Below are 13,602 nucleotides of genomic sequence, written 5' to 3' on the forward strand. Positions count from 1 at the left end.
CTAACATGTAAACGTGTCAATGTGTAAACGTGTTAACGCGCATAAAGAAGGAAAAGAAGGAAAGGGAAACGGGAAACAGAAAATAGAAAATAGAAATTCCCAATTCCCAGTTCCTAATTCCCAATTCTAACGTGCTAACGTTCCAATTTGACAGAAGGCGATTTTGCATTTTTCAATTTGCATTCTGCATTCTGCATTGAGCCATTGCGCTTATCATTTAGATCTCCGTTAAAATTACTTTGACGAAGTCCTGGAGATTGACAGATTGTGGGTTTATGGTAAATACTTATACAGTATGGGACGCAAGGAGTTGACACAGAAATAAGGATATGCATGATTTGCACGGGGCGATTAGCTCAGTAGGATAGAGCGTTGGCCTCCGGAGCCAAAGGTCAGGGGTTCGAATCCCCTATCGCCCTCCATAAGAAATTGGGCCGTTAGCTCAATTTGGTAGAGCACCGGACTCTTAATCCGTAGGTTGCAGGTTCGAGTCCTGCACGGCCCACCAAAATTTCCCTTTGAATCGGGCAGAGATTTTTGCCACATTTCATACATATTCTGTTTTTAATTGACTGATCAGTACGGCAGGATGGGCATTTAAGTAGTATTGCCACCTTTTCCCCTTTCAAAATTTCTCTATCCAGTAGCTTTATTTATGCCAAAACCTAGAAAAAATCAAGTAAAATGAAATAGAGTTGACACAAAAGTTGACACAGGATTTCTAAAAAATGTTCCAAAAACTGGTTTTATTTACCCTTTTTTCTACTTTAATCTATCTTTGTCTAACCTTATCTAAAAAGGAAACTTACAAGGAGGTGTGAGATAATGGAACTTATCCCTGTTTGTAACAAACAGGCACTCATGCAGGCAGGATGCTTCTTTTCACCAAATACATTGAGAAAATGGCACTCTAGAAATACCCATCCCGGTTTGGTTGTAAAAATCGGCGGAAGGCTGTTTTTGGACAAGAAAGTGCTGGGTAAGATTGTGGAAAGGGAAGTGGTAAAGCAGAGGAAGAGGGCACAGAGGCTTGAGCTTTTAAAGTAAAATGGTACCTGGTTGTGGAGGTGCCTCTCCTTCCTATGAAGACCAAAAAAGAAAATACTAGATGCCAGGAATTTTAAAGAAGCTTTTAGATTACCATAAAAAAGAGTGGATTACACGAACCTTTAAAATAAAAAGGAGGTCAACAAGATTATCAGGGGTTTTTACGATGAGGAAGGCAAGATAGACAAAGAGAAACTGAGAGAAGTTGGGCTTGAGGTTGAACCCGTTAATTGGGGTAATTTGATGTGCCACAGTGTTATGGGGAAAGCAACCACGTTCACTTCTTGGTAACATATCCACCAAAAGAAAAAACAGGCATATTTTGTCGCAGAAAGTGCCATCAGCTATGTCGTCTGGCATACAAATTCCCTGATTTTTCCTTTTTTCTGTATTAGTATATTCATAGGCTAATGAGAGAAGAACTGACAACCACCTTCCCGTTTTTATACTTTCCTGCAATTGTTGCTGTCTTGATTGCTCTCCTCTGGTATGGTAGAAATCCGCTCATAGCATTCCATCTGGCGGCCTGTGGGTTGTTCCTGGCCTATCTGCTTGCTTATGTGAGCACGCCGTTGAAGGAAAAACTGCTTGAGCCTTTTAATTTCCTGAAAGAAAGCCGGAAAATCAAAAAGATGCTTAACAGTTCTATCTTTTCAGCCTGTTGTGGTCTGTTTTGTGCGGCTGGAGGGGTTGTATTTGAAGTATTAAGAACAGGTAAAGGACTTCAGGTTGTGGCGTTTGCGTTTCAGGTAGTGGTGGTATTATGTCTGGCCAATTCCTTCTGCAATCTGGGTATGGTGGTGTGGATGTGGCATAAAAAATAAAGGTTATTTACCCTTAGATAAAAAGGCAGCCAACCATCTATTTCAGCTTATCAGTAAATGTTATGAACGCAAATCACTTATAGTGAGCTCAAACAAAGGATTTGAGCAATGGGGAGAGATATTTAGTGATGGAATAATAGCTACAGCCATTTTAGACAGGCTATTGCACCATTCAGAGATATTTTTATTGCGAGGGGAGAGCTATCGGATGAAGGGAAAGATGGAAAAAGGAGGTGGGGAAAACTAATGGCCAAAAAAATAGGCGGTAGCGCCATGGGGGCTAGCCCCCATGGCTATTGACTCTAAAACGCAGATTAGGTAGCCTTGGGGGTGGGGAATTCTAGTGTCCATTACCTGGGGAATTTTAAATGACCAATGACACTAAGCCACTTTTTATCAGTATTTTACCTCTTTCTCCCACTTTTTGCGACCCTTAATTAGACTTTTTACACAGCTTAACGTTCTGGGGATATGTGAAGTTTGCCGAAGGCAAATTTGGGGGCATCCCAATTTTTTTGACTACTTCCTCTGGCTCAAAATCAAGGTTTGTTGCTATCACTTTATATCTTTCCTTTAAATTAATTTCTTCTTCACCAAATAGCCTTGGCTGATAGGGTCTCCTTACCACAATTAGCCTAAATGCCTGATTTGTCTTTTCCATGCAATGGACTGTCTCGGCAATATGTTTATTTTCGTATGGTCTCCATTCATCTTCTTTCCTGCCTGTCGGCAGACAGGTATAGACAAAATAGCTTCTTTAACCGTTTTATCTATATGGGCACCAATAGCATATTTTATCCCCTTTTGTTCACAATAATTAAGTATCTCTGCTTGATATGAGGCTGCATCTGCCCTTATATATCCTATCCTTTTGCCTTTAGGCATCTGCCTTTCACACTGCTTTATAAACTCCAGGTTTCTGGCTGCAGGAGCGACATTGCCCTCCCGCCTGCCGTCGGGCAGGGACGAAATTCCGCATAAATCACTAATCCATTTTCAGCTAAATGTCCTACTATGGGCATATATCCCTTAAACCCTTTATAGGTCATCTCTGCTTCCTTCTTTTGTCCTGAAATAGCCGTCGCATCTATATCAAGAGTATAATCTTTTATCTCTTTTTCCCTCTTTAACTGGTTGTGTAAATAAAACCTATTGAACTGCTCTAAAGCTTTTAGCCCGTTTCCTTTGCCCATCCGTCTTAACCAGCTATAAAAGGCATCACTTGAGGGTATTTTCTCTATGCATAATAATTCCCTTAAACCTTCATCTACTTTAATCTCTCTTATATCCTCAAAGCCCTACCTCCTCCCTGCCTGTCGGCAGACAGGCATTAAGCATGAGCACAAGGGGTAAAATAAAGTCTTTTGGTTTGTAACCTCTACCACTTTTTGGCAGAGGTAGATATTTATCTGTTCTTTGATTAAACCTTAATCCATGGAGAAATTCACCAAATAGTATTAAACCTGCTCTGGGAGTCCTGCCTGCCGTCAGGCAGGGATAATTTCGTAAGTAGTTTCTAAAACAAATGGCAAAACAGCTTGCTTTACTTTAGATCTTTTTTGTTTTATCATTGTTCTTACCCCCGTAAGTGTGTTTTCACCTTTTAGGTGAAAGGTATTTTTTCAAAATCGCTTTATTATAGCACACTTGCGGGGTTTCTTGTAGGACAAACAAGGATTTTGGGTTTTACTCACTCCGTCGCACACCTTGGCCTAGTACAAAGGAGAACAAGCTTCCTAGCATCAAGCACTGTGATTACTCCATCGCCATCTAAATCACATGCCTCTCCACAGGCACTATCATTAATAGTTTTATTTCTATCTGCAAGCAATATATTTAAATCATCTCTATCCACATCACCATCGCCATCAAGATCACCTGTAATTGCAGGCTGTTCATCAGGGTCTTCTCCTTCTTTACAATCTGGGTCAATGATTCCATCTTTTACTTTATCACAATAACCATCCCATCCCCCAGAAGGACAATCCTCTGGGCAGTTTGCGTAATTTTCAGGAAGACCACATGTTCCATCTCCGCATGCAGTTTCTGCAAAGTTCAACCCCATCAGTTCAGTAACCTCTACTTCTGTGCCATCTTCCAATACACAAACAGCACATTCATCTAAATAAACACTTGCGCACTTTTTAGCATCTTTTATCGTCTTCATTTCATATCCTTGTCTTACACAATAACTATACTCTTGAGCAACCTTCCCTTTTAGGAAATCCCATGCATCAACAGGATTATTCGGAAGCTTGCATGCTCCTCTTATTCCTTTTTCTTCATAGAATGTTATATATTCATAACCAAGCGCCTCACAATAAACTGCTGCAGGATTCTTCAGTGCAAAGGCAAAATCATTTCCCTTGAATATATATATGATAGCAAATAAAAATATCCAAAACCTCATTATTAAAATTTGCCTATTCACTTTTCCCTCCTTAATTGTCTAACGCCTATGTATGCCAAATGGATACCACTTGTCTGCCCAGTTAGTCCATTCATGATCATAGGGTATCAATCCATAGCCATGATCTACCCAGCCAATACCCCAGCTATTCTTGATTATCCAAGAATTTTCATTATCATTCCAGCCTACAATGACTATGCAGTGCCACTCAGGCCAGTCCCAAGGCGCCCAGCTTGGGCCTCCACATGAAACAATTGGACCATTGCAGACCAGCTCCCTCTTTAACGCTTCAACATTACCTGAGATTGTAGTATGCCCATCTATCTGCCATGCCCTTTCTCTCCAATCATCACATCTATCCCAGCACCAAGATATGTCCCATGACCGGTATGGAAAACATGCCTCATCCGGCACCCCCTCGTCTCTTATGAAATCAAACGCAGCCCATGGAAAGCCGCCCGCACAAGTACCCCACCAAAAGCAAGGAGAAACAAGAGTCTGCTCTGAAAGGTCCAATATATGGACTACATCGCTTTCAATATTATATTTTGCCTCAACAGATCCAATGACTGCAAATGCCCAACAAGAGCCACAACTTTCCTGGTCCTTGACAGGGGTCATCCAGTTTGTGCCCCTATAGTTTCTCCAATCAAAACGAGCAGGCAATGTCTCAGCATCACAGAAATCACAGGCATCACCTATGCCATCTTCATCTGTATCAGCTTGATCACATAAGGCCATCTCAGGAAGGTCTATAATTCCATCTTCATTTATATCCCTACATGTCACCGAAATGTCAAAAAATGAAGTATCTCCATTCTTTACATTTGGGCAATTGTCACACAGGTCTCCTACCCTATCACCATCTGAATCTACCTGTCTTGGATTAACAAGATCAGGACAAACATCACAGGCATCACCTACACCATCTCCATCTCTGTCTGCCTGTTCACATAGAGCAATTTCTCTATCACTCAAAAATCCATCTCCATTGGGATCACAGGTTATGACAGATGAAGAATTTGTATTTTTTATTCTAGGGCAGTTATCACAATCTGAACCAAGCCCATCACCATCTGGATCTTCGCTGTAAGCAGCAGGGTTGGGGTCAATGTTATCCTCACAATGGTCATTATCAGTATCTGTATCAGCTGGATTGGTACCTCTTCTATATTCATCTATATCAAGTAATCCATCACCATCAAAGTCCGTTGTCTCATCTGCGGTAGTAAGGCCTCCAAAATTATCTCTTTCCCATTTGTCACATATACCATCATTGTCTTCATCAAATGTACGCACTAGCCAAACATGACTGCCCCAAACAGTTGTCTTTGGTTTATGCCCCATCTGTCCATATCTCATAGAGATGTACCAGGCATGATTCGTGTATCTGGCATGGGTAGTAGATGTCCAGAAATCTATACGTGTCCAGTCAGCATTGGTAAATGGATGTCGTTGTGGCAGGGCTGGATTATATTGTGAAGCATCTATCAGACTGAATAACTCCTTACGATTTGGGAGACGCCAGTCATCATAGGGAGCAGCGCTTTCATCATAGTCCACACAATCATAATTGGTTGGATTAGTATTAAAATCAGCTACTATATCAAGGGCCTCTTCCCATCGTCTAGCGCCAAAGCAGTCTGCATCCTTAAGCCACATAAGTCCTGTTAAATTATCCATCACTGTGCCGTCTCCTTTGTCAGTGAACCTATGCAACGGCCAGTAAACCCCTCTTTTTAAGCCACCATCATCTTTTCCCTCATCAATTGTTGTATTAGGGTCATCACCATAATATGATGCCTTTTGGCCTGTCTTCCAAAGGTTTGCGGGATAAGCAGGATCAGGATAGTGCCCCTGCCCAGCCCGCACAGGCCAGACATAACGGTAGCCAGACTTGCGAGGGCCTTCGGCTACTGTAAAAACTCTTCCATCATCCATCCACACAGGCCAAGCATATAGCCAATTATTAGCATCTGTAGTAGAAGACCAGTAAGTGGGATAATCATCAGGAGCGATAAATACAGATCGCACGTTTACAAATCCCTGACTCTCCAGCCATTCCCCCTGATCACCTACTTCTGTATTTATGAGGCTTTCAAGCTCAACGATATTAGGCACTCTCCAGTCTGTATAACTTGCTGTATAAGAGGCACAGGCTGAAATATTATAGGTCCCATTGTTTATTCCCCCTACAAATTCAAAGGTAGATTCCCAGGTCATCCTGCCATTATATTCTTCATTGAGCCCTATTGTACCTGCACAATTTGCATCTTTAAGCCACATAAGTCCTGTAAGATTGTCTGTAATGGTGCCATCTCCATTGTCTATAAACCTAGGTGATGGCCAGGCAACCCCCTTTCTCATACTTCCATCATCTCCAGGGTAATAACTTGTAATTTGTCCTGTCTGTGGCAGTTTTATAAGACTTTTTTGGGCAACAATATTACACCCTGAGCCTTCATGTGCATCAGTGTCTAGGGGTGTTACAGAGGTTATTCCTGGGGATATACTGGTTTCTGTTACTATCGCTGAGGTATCTATTTGTACACGGCCAGGGTGAGTAACATCCCACACTCTCCCAATATGTCCAAATATAGCTGGACAATAAGGGGTATTTCCGCTTGCATCAAGTTTTAATACCCACAGATCCTTACTTCCCATGCCAAGGGATTCAGTGGAACCTACTGTGATATAACCGCCATCTGAGGTCTGCTTGATAGAAGAGAGGGTATCACGGGTTCTATCCATCCACCACTCAGGATTTCCATAAGTATTTCCCCAAAGGATATTACCAGATTCATCAAGCTTTAGTATCCATGAATAACCTGCTATAGTACCTACCATAATGTAACCCCTGTCTGAAGTCAGCTGAATATCAGTGACAAAAGCAGCTCCTCCATATCCCTTCATCCACTGGATATCACCAAGAGAGTTAAGCTTTAATGTCCAGACAAAGCCACGGCCAAAAGGCGAACCAGCCACAATAAAACCACCATCTGCGGCCTGATCAACATGGGGGCTTAAATCAATAACTTCATTATAATCATAAAGTCCATAAGCCTTCTGCCATATAACATCTCCATCTCTATTAAGCCTCAATAGCCAAAAGTCACCATTGCGTGATTGAGTATAGCCTGCTACAATATAGCCATCGTCCTTTCTTCCATCTCCATCATCATCAATCTGCTGGATAGAGTTTAAAATATCGCCTGGGGGATTATTACTATCAAAAGCCTTCTGCCATTCAATATTGCCATCATTATCAAGCTTTAGTATCCAAAAATCGCCATCATCACTTGCACCCAAGGACCATGTGGTACCAGCCAAGATATAACCGTCTGCAGAAGAATCATTCATGGTTTGATGGATAATTACCTCACCACCATCTCTTCCAGCACCACCATATGTTTTTTGCCACTGAACATTACCACCTGCATCAAGCTTTAATACCCAAAAATCACCTTTGCCAGCTCCAAAGGAATTAGTTGTGCCTGCCACAATAAAACCACCATCTGTGGTCTGCTCAATGGAAGAGGGATAATCCGATTCAGCACCACCATAGGTTTTTTGCCACTGAACATTACCACCTGCATCAAGTTTCAATACCCAAAAATCACTATTGCCAGCTCCAAAGGAATTAGTTGTGCCTGCCACAATAAAGCCACCATCTGTGGTCTGCTGAACAGAACAAGCACTGTCAATGTCTTTACCGCCAAGAGTCTTTGCCCACTTTTGTGCAACAGAAATAATAGGCCACAACAAGATAAATATTATGAGAATTATAATCCATTTTAATTTAAACATCGTTATTCCTCCTCTGAAATTCTTCTCTTTTTATGTAGTAATTCTCCCATTTCAAGATAAAAAAGCCGAATTGCCGCTTTATTGCTCCTTCGGCAACCCGGCTGACTTTAAAACAGCAAATAGTAATTAGTAATTAGCTATTTTACTAATTACCAGCCACCATCTACCGTTTTTAAGTTCCGTGGCTTTCCGTCTCTACCTCACGGTAGATTTGGCTTTTTCCAAAGCAAAATATGTACTTGTTAATCAGCTCATTTTAACCTCCTAAATTACTATTCTAAAATATTTCATCTAATTTTATTTTTATCCCTTTAAGGACTAAAGATTCTAAAATATCTGTTTTTTGATAAATTTTTACTGTCTCAAGACCACTTTCTTTTAAACTCATAACTTCAACTTCTTTCTTCTCAAGATCTACTAACCAATACTCCTTTACTCCATATTTGCTATAAAGCTTTCTCTTTATGACCCTATCTTTATATTCAGAAGAAGGTGAGATGATTTCAACAATAAGGTCAGGGGCACCTTGAATATTTCTCTCTGTTATAATATTTAGTCTTTCTTTAGAGATAAACATAATATCTGGCTGAACTACATCTGTTTCTGAAAAAACTACATCTAAAGGGGCATGATAGATTTTACCCAAACCATTTTTCTCTACAAATGTACTTATAGTTAACTCTAATCTCCAAGAAATATCCTGATGATATGGCACTGGCGATGGAACCATATGAACCTCCCCATCAATAATCTCATATCTCTTATCATTAGAAAAATGAAGATAATCTTCATATGTAAACTTTATTGACCTTTTTACTGCTGTATCCATTTTGGCCCCCTTATAAATCTTGAAAGACTAAACATAAGTTATCATGAAATATTATCACTAGCAAGATACCACAAAATTCGTATTCTTTTTGCGTTCGCACGTTCTAACGTTTACACGTCTACTCCGTCGCACACCTTGGCCTAGTGCAAAGTAAAACTAGCTTCCTAGCATCAAGCACAGTGATTATCCCATCACCATCTAAATCACACTCTGGACACACACTTGCTGATTGATTGCGGTAGGTGAGGAGGACGTTTATATCATCTAAATCAATATCACCATCACTATCTAGGTCGCCTACTAGAATACCATTGCCTGATAGATAACCAACAACAATAGGTTCATCTGGGTCATCTGATTCAATTGAAAATGTTGCATAAACAGGGTCAGTACCTGTGGGGGTAAAGGTCACATTTATAGTGCAGGTGGTATCTGGTGCAAGTGTACCTACACAGTTATTGGTCTGAGTGAACTCAGCAGCACCACTTATTGAAATATTGCTAATATGAAGGTCTGCAGTTCCAGTATTTTTTACTATTATAGGCTGAGAAGAAGAGGCGCCAATTGTTACGTCAATAAAGACAAGATTTCCTCCAAAGGTTATTTCTATATCAGGTTTTAAAATTATTCCATTGCCAGAAAGAGAAACATCTACTGAAGATTCATCAGAATCATTTGAAAGAATAGTTAATGTGGCATCTTTGGGACCTTCTGATAAAGGGTTAAAAGTAACAGTAACTGTGCATAATTCATTAGGTCCAAGGGTAGTTGGGCAGTCATTTGTCATATCAAAATCTGTAGTATTAGAAATTGTTATATTATCAATGTCTAACGGACCATCTCCATTGTTTTTAATAGTTATGGTCTTAGAAGAAGAATTTTCAACAACTATATCTCCAAAATCAATAGACAAAGGCACTATATCTATTTCAGGTACAGGAAGTTGAGGTGGTTCAGTTGATACTTCCTCACCAATGCCTGATAAAGAAATATTAATAGTTGACTCATCAGGGTCATCTGAAGTAATGAGAATAGTTGCATTTACAGAATCAGTAGATAATGGAGCAAATGATATTTCAACTTCACAACTTTCTTGAGGTGAAAGGATTGAAGGGCAATTATTTGATAAAGCAAAATATTGTGAACCTGATAGTTCAATTAAATCAATGTTTAAATCAACATTGCCTAAATTTTGAATAGTAAATGTTTTGCTTATTGAACTTCCGATAGTTACTGTTCCAAAATCATAGCTTAATGGAGATACTTCTATATCTGGTAATTGATTTGATAGAAAAGAGACTCTTGATACAAAAATGTCCGGTGCAGCATTTGTATCCTCTGGTAATGGTATTAAATTTGTTGCATCCGATTCATAGGCAACAAAACGGCCATCTCCACTAATAACAGGCCTACTGCTTGGAGCATTAGCTTCACTCCCACAAGGACAAAGATTTACTCTGATGGTCTGTCCGGTTGTAAGGTCATGAACAAATATATCTTTTATGTGATTAGTATCATCAGAGACTAAATTATCTGCCCAAGAATCAAATGTTATAAATTGGCCATTTGCACTAATAGAAGGATTTGTTGAATCATTATTTCCTTCAACTCCTTCTGAAGAGATGCTTGCTCTTACAATTTTACCTGTTAATCTATCATAGACAAATATATCAGAAGCATCATTTGTGTCATCAGAAACAAGATTATTTGCTTTAGATTCAAAAGCAATATATCTACCATCTCTGCTTATAGATGGATTTTTACTTGGAGCATTTGCCTCTTCTCCTGTAGGAGAAAGGTCTATTCTTTTAATTTGATTATTAGGACGTTCATATACATAGATGCCAATATTTTGATAACCGGATTCACATTCAAAAGCTATGTACATGCCGTCTTCACTGATAGAAGGATTATAACAATCTGCAACAGCCGGTATTGTACTGTCTCTTTTAGATACCATTTCTAAAGAACCATTTTCAATATCATAAACAAAGACATCATCTTGTGTATTGGTATCATCAGGCGTTATTGCATAACCAAAATCAGCACCTGATGAAAAGACTACATATTTTTCATCAGGGCTAATTGAGAGTTTTCCACGTGGATATACCCTTGGACTGTTAATTATATGATATCTCTGTTTTGCTATTCTATCATACAAAATGATCGCACCTATACTTCTATAAACAACATAATGCCCATTTGCGCTGATTGTTACTTCTTCACCATAATCTTCTACTCCATATTCATTTTTTATCACCTCTGTTTCATGAGTCACTCTATCATGGACATAAACATGCGGTTCAAGGATGATATAGTTTCCTTCTAGGTCTTTACTCAAGTTGGAAATGAATGCGACATAATGCGCATCTGCACTAATAGAGGGATTTGATATAGAAGGCATCGGACTTTCGGGACAGGGAGGGAAATCTCGCTCAATACCTTCAAAAAATTGCTCACCAGAACTAAGCACACTTATCCTTTCTGTATAATAAATATCGCAAAAACCGTCTGATTCAGTAGACACAGTAATAGATGGTCCACTACTAACATTCCCAAATTTATCCATGGCTTCTAATTTAAATGTATAAGTTGTTCCAGGTCTTAGACAACTTATATTGAGAGTTGTTTGTGGCCTTATAATGATAATTCCTCCTTCTTCTAAGAGACAAGGTGTTGAATTTTTGGGTGGGCCATAGATAATTTCGTCTTCAAGATAAACCCTATAATAAACATCTCCACATTCATCATTTGCTTCTGGCCAGCTTAAGACAATGCTTGTAGAAGTTATATCTGTTACAGTAAGCTCGCTCCCAAAAGGCCATTGGGGCCCATTTTTGTCCATATTTACAGAAAGTGAAGGCCCCCATGTCCACTGGTTGTCCTCATCTCCTGCGGCAACCATAAAATTATAAGAACTGCAATGGTCAAGATCAGTAACTTCATAAGACAAGACATCTCCTGAGACTTCTGCAATAATGTTTCCTCCTTGTGAAATACGATAACCAGTTACCCCCACATCATCTTCAGCAGGATCCCAAATAAGGGTTAAGCTTGTATCAGTAATATTTTCCGCCCTCAAGGAACTCCCCTCTGGCCATTCAGGAGGATTAGAGGGGGTTTCTATGGTTAAAGAAGGTCCATCAGAAGACATATTCCCTTCGTAATCAAAGGCTTCAACTTTGAATGTGTATTGTGTTTGTGAAGTTAGGTTTTCTACAGTATAATCACAATGGTATTCACCTGTCCAAAAGCGTTTGCAAACGCTTGCAGAAAGTTCACTCAAGAGTTCTGAATCTTTAAAAACCCGATAGCCTGCAACACCATAGTCATCAGATGCCTTTGGCCATCTCAACTTTACACTTGTTGAAGAAACATCAATTGCGGTCAAGGTACTCCCAGAAGGCCATGTTGGTGGTTGTTGGTCTAACTCACAGGCATCTCCTATACCATCCCAGTCTGTATCTAGCTGGTGAGGATTTGCCACATCAGGGCAGTTGTCTATATTATCAGGGATTCCATCATTGTCAGTATCAATTTGTTGGACTCCTTCACAGGCATCACCTACACCATCTCCATCAGAATCTGTCTGGTCAGGATTTGAGACATAAGGGCAATTGTCCTCATTATCAGGGATTCCATCACTATCACTATCAGTAGTACTACTAGGGGCAGAAGGACATTGATCGTTAGCAGTATTGTCAAATAGGTCAATCCAGTCAGGCGCTTTATAATACTGATGCCAGTCAGGGGTGGATTTTAATCGATAGTCTGAAGGCTCACTAATGGGATTTATGGGATTTAACACATGGCCATCATTTGTCCTGTAAAATGTAATGCCATAACATTTTATTGCAGCCACATCCCCACAAGGACTAAATTCCCATGAACAACCTCCAGTTAATCCGCTAACAGTCCTTATGGGATTATTGCTAGAAAAAAGATTAACAAGATTCCACTCAACGGTGCCACTATCATCAGGGATATAGGCATAAGCAAAGGTGGCATCAAAATAGATAGTTTTTCCTGTGTCAGGATCTTTATAGCCTATATCAGGGACAAAGCCCCATGCAACACCACCAAATTTGTCACCCTCATAGCCGATTGGAGAGGCAAAGTTGATGTCTTTTTGGAATTTTAATATACCTGTTTTTGCATCAAAAATAGAAAGATCTACTGTATTGCCTGATAACACCCCATAAACAAGATAGTTTCCATGGGGACTAAAACAAACTACAACATCATCGCCTGGAGAGAAGTCCTTAGAAGTATTTAAGATTTCATGTCCACTGCTGGTCTCATAGAGAATAAGGTGATGTTTGGAATCAAGTGTAGTAATGTAATGGTAGACAAACCTTTCTCCAGTTTTCCGATTAAATCCCCAGCCATCAGAGTTCTCTCTTGGAATGTAAAATATTGTTTCATAATTGAATTGATCTAAAATCTTTTTGATTTCTATACTATTTTTTGAAACTACTGCCTGATATTTAATAGTGCCTGTATCAACAGGATTTTTACACTTTGAAAGACTCCTTTTGTAATCTCCAAAATGTGTGCAATTACAATCAATCCCCTCCCTAAGATCTGCCAACGCAGTGGAAAACAGAATTGGGATAAAAATTAATAGAAATATGCAGAAAATAAGCCATTTTTTTAAAATTGCCTTTCCCATAATTTCTACCCCC

General features: G+C 39.6%; 10 protein-coding genes, 2 tRNA genes and 1 riboswitch. Of the genes, 5 read left to right on the forward strand and 7 right to left on the reverse strand.

Annotated elements, in window-relative coordinates; translation table 11 throughout:
* The first annotated feature begins 345 nt into the window (after positions 1-345).
* The 5 genes from HS1_RS10410 to HS1_RS12900 all read left to right on the forward strand — a co-directional run bounded on the left by HS1_RS10410 (position 346) and on the right by HS1_RS12900 (position 2,118).
* Positions 346-422, forward strand: a tRNA-Arg gene (locus HS1_RS10410).
* A gap of 9 nt (positions 423-431) precedes the next feature.
* Positions 432-508, forward strand: a tRNA-Lys gene (locus tag HS1_RS10415).
* Between the two features lie 317 nt (positions 509-825).
* Entirely contained in the window at positions 826-1,047 is a 222-nt protein-coding gene (locus tag HS1_RS10420; RefSeq protein ID WP_066065013.1) for a hypothetical protein, read from the forward strand.
* A gap of 410 nt (positions 1,048-1,457) precedes the next feature.
* Positions 1,458-1,871, forward strand: coding sequence for a hypothetical protein (locus tag HS1_RS10430; RefSeq protein WP_066065022.1), 414 nt, complete (start codon positions 1,458-1,460; stop codon positions 1,869-1,871).
* Between the two features lie 49 nt (positions 1,872-1,920).
* A complete protein-coding gene (locus HS1_RS12900) occupies positions 1,921-2,118 on the forward strand; it encodes an ATP-binding protein (protein WP_245670065.1) in 198 nt (65 codons plus the stop codon).
* Between the two features lie 186 nt (positions 2,119-2,304).
* Here the strand turns inward: HS1_RS12900 and HS1_RS10435 are convergent, their stop codons facing one another.
* From HS1_RS10435 to HS1_RS10465, 7 genes are all read right to left on the reverse strand, one after another.
* Positions 2,305-2,532: a hypothetical protein gene (locus HS1_RS10435; RefSeq protein ID WP_156469453.1), complete on the reverse strand. Its 228-nt coding sequence runs from the start codon at positions 2,530-2,532 to the stop codon at positions 2,305-2,307.
* Entirely contained in the window at positions 2,502-2,756 is a 255-nt protein-coding gene (locus HS1_RS10440) for a hypothetical protein (protein WP_066065032.1), read from the reverse strand. Before HS1_RS10440 ends, HS1_RS10435 begins: the two co-directional genes overlap by 31 nt.
* Positions 2,757-2,773: 17 nt before the next feature.
* Positions 2,774-3,064 (reverse strand): hypothetical protein, encoded by a 291-nt coding sequence (locus HS1_RS10445; RefSeq protein ID WP_066065035.1) that lies wholly within the window; start codon positions 3,062-3,064, stop codon positions 2,774-2,776.
* A gap of 497 nt (positions 3,065-3,561) precedes the next feature.
* The gene (locus tag HS1_RS10450) at positions 3,562-4,302 is read right to left on the reverse strand and encodes a DUF333 domain-containing protein (RefSeq protein WP_066065040.1); all 741 of its coding nucleotides are present in this window, start codon (positions 4,300-4,302) and stop codon (positions 3,562-3,564) included.
* Between the two features lie 18 nt (positions 4,303-4,320).
* Positions 4,321-8,088, reverse strand: a complete 3,768-nt coding sequence (locus HS1_RS10455; RefSeq protein WP_066065043.1) for an Lcl domain-containing protein — start codon at positions 8,086-8,088, stop codon at positions 4,321-4,323.
* Positions 8,089-8,176: 88 nt separating this feature from the next.
* Positions 8,177-8,314: riboswitch (cyclic di-GMP riboswitch) on the reverse strand.
* A 51-nt stretch (positions 8,315-8,365) separates the two neighbouring features.
* Positions 8,366-8,917, reverse strand: a complete 552-nt coding sequence (locus HS1_RS10460) for a Uma2 family endonuclease (RefSeq protein ID WP_066065046.1) — start codon at positions 8,915-8,917, stop codon at positions 8,366-8,368.
* A gap of 118 nt (positions 8,918-9,035) precedes the next feature.
* Positions 9,036-13,589 (reverse strand): choice-of-anchor D domain-containing protein, encoded by a 4,554-nt coding sequence (locus HS1_RS10465; protein ID WP_156469454.1) that lies wholly within the window; start codon positions 13,587-13,589, stop codon positions 9,036-9,038.
* Positions 13,590-13,602 lie beyond the last annotated feature (13 nt).

The sequence above is a fragment of the Candidatus Desulfofervidus auxilii genome, assembly GCF_001577525.1.
In the GTDB taxonomy this organism is placed as follows: domain Bacteria; phylum Desulfobacterota; class Desulfofervidia; order Desulfofervidales; family Desulfofervidaceae; genus Desulfofervidus; species Desulfofervidus auxilii.

Coding starts and splice junctions, on each gene's coding strand:
- HS1_RS10420 (WP_066065013.1), top strand. CDS start 826: ATGGAACTTATCCCTGTTTGTAACAAACAGGCACTCATGCAGGCAGGA.
- HS1_RS10430 (WP_066065022.1), top strand. CDS start 1,458: ATGAGAGAAGAACTGACAACCACCTTCCCGTTTTTATACTTTCCTGCA.
- HS1_RS10435 (WP_156469453.1), bottom strand. CDS start 2,532: ATGGAAAAGACAAATCAGGCATTTAGGCTAATTGTGGTAAGGAGACCC.
- HS1_RS10440 (WP_066065032.1), bottom strand. CDS start 2,756: ATGCCTAAAGGCAAAAGGATAGGATATATAAGGGCAGATGCAGCCTCA.
- HS1_RS10445 (WP_066065035.1), bottom strand. CDS start 3,064: ATGGGCAAAGGAAACGGGCTAAAAGCTTTAGAGCAGTTCAATAGGTTT.
- HS1_RS10455 (WP_066065043.1), bottom strand. CDS start 8,088: ATGTTTAAATTAAAATGGATTATAATTCTCATAATATTTATCTTGTTG.
- HS1_RS10460 (WP_066065046.1), bottom strand. CDS start 8,917: ATGGATACAGCAGTAAAAAGGTCAATAAAGTTTACATATGAAGATTAT.
- HS1_RS10465 (WP_156469454.1), bottom strand. CDS start 13,589: ATGGGAAAGGCAATTTTAAAAAAATGGCTTATTTTCTGCATATTTCTA.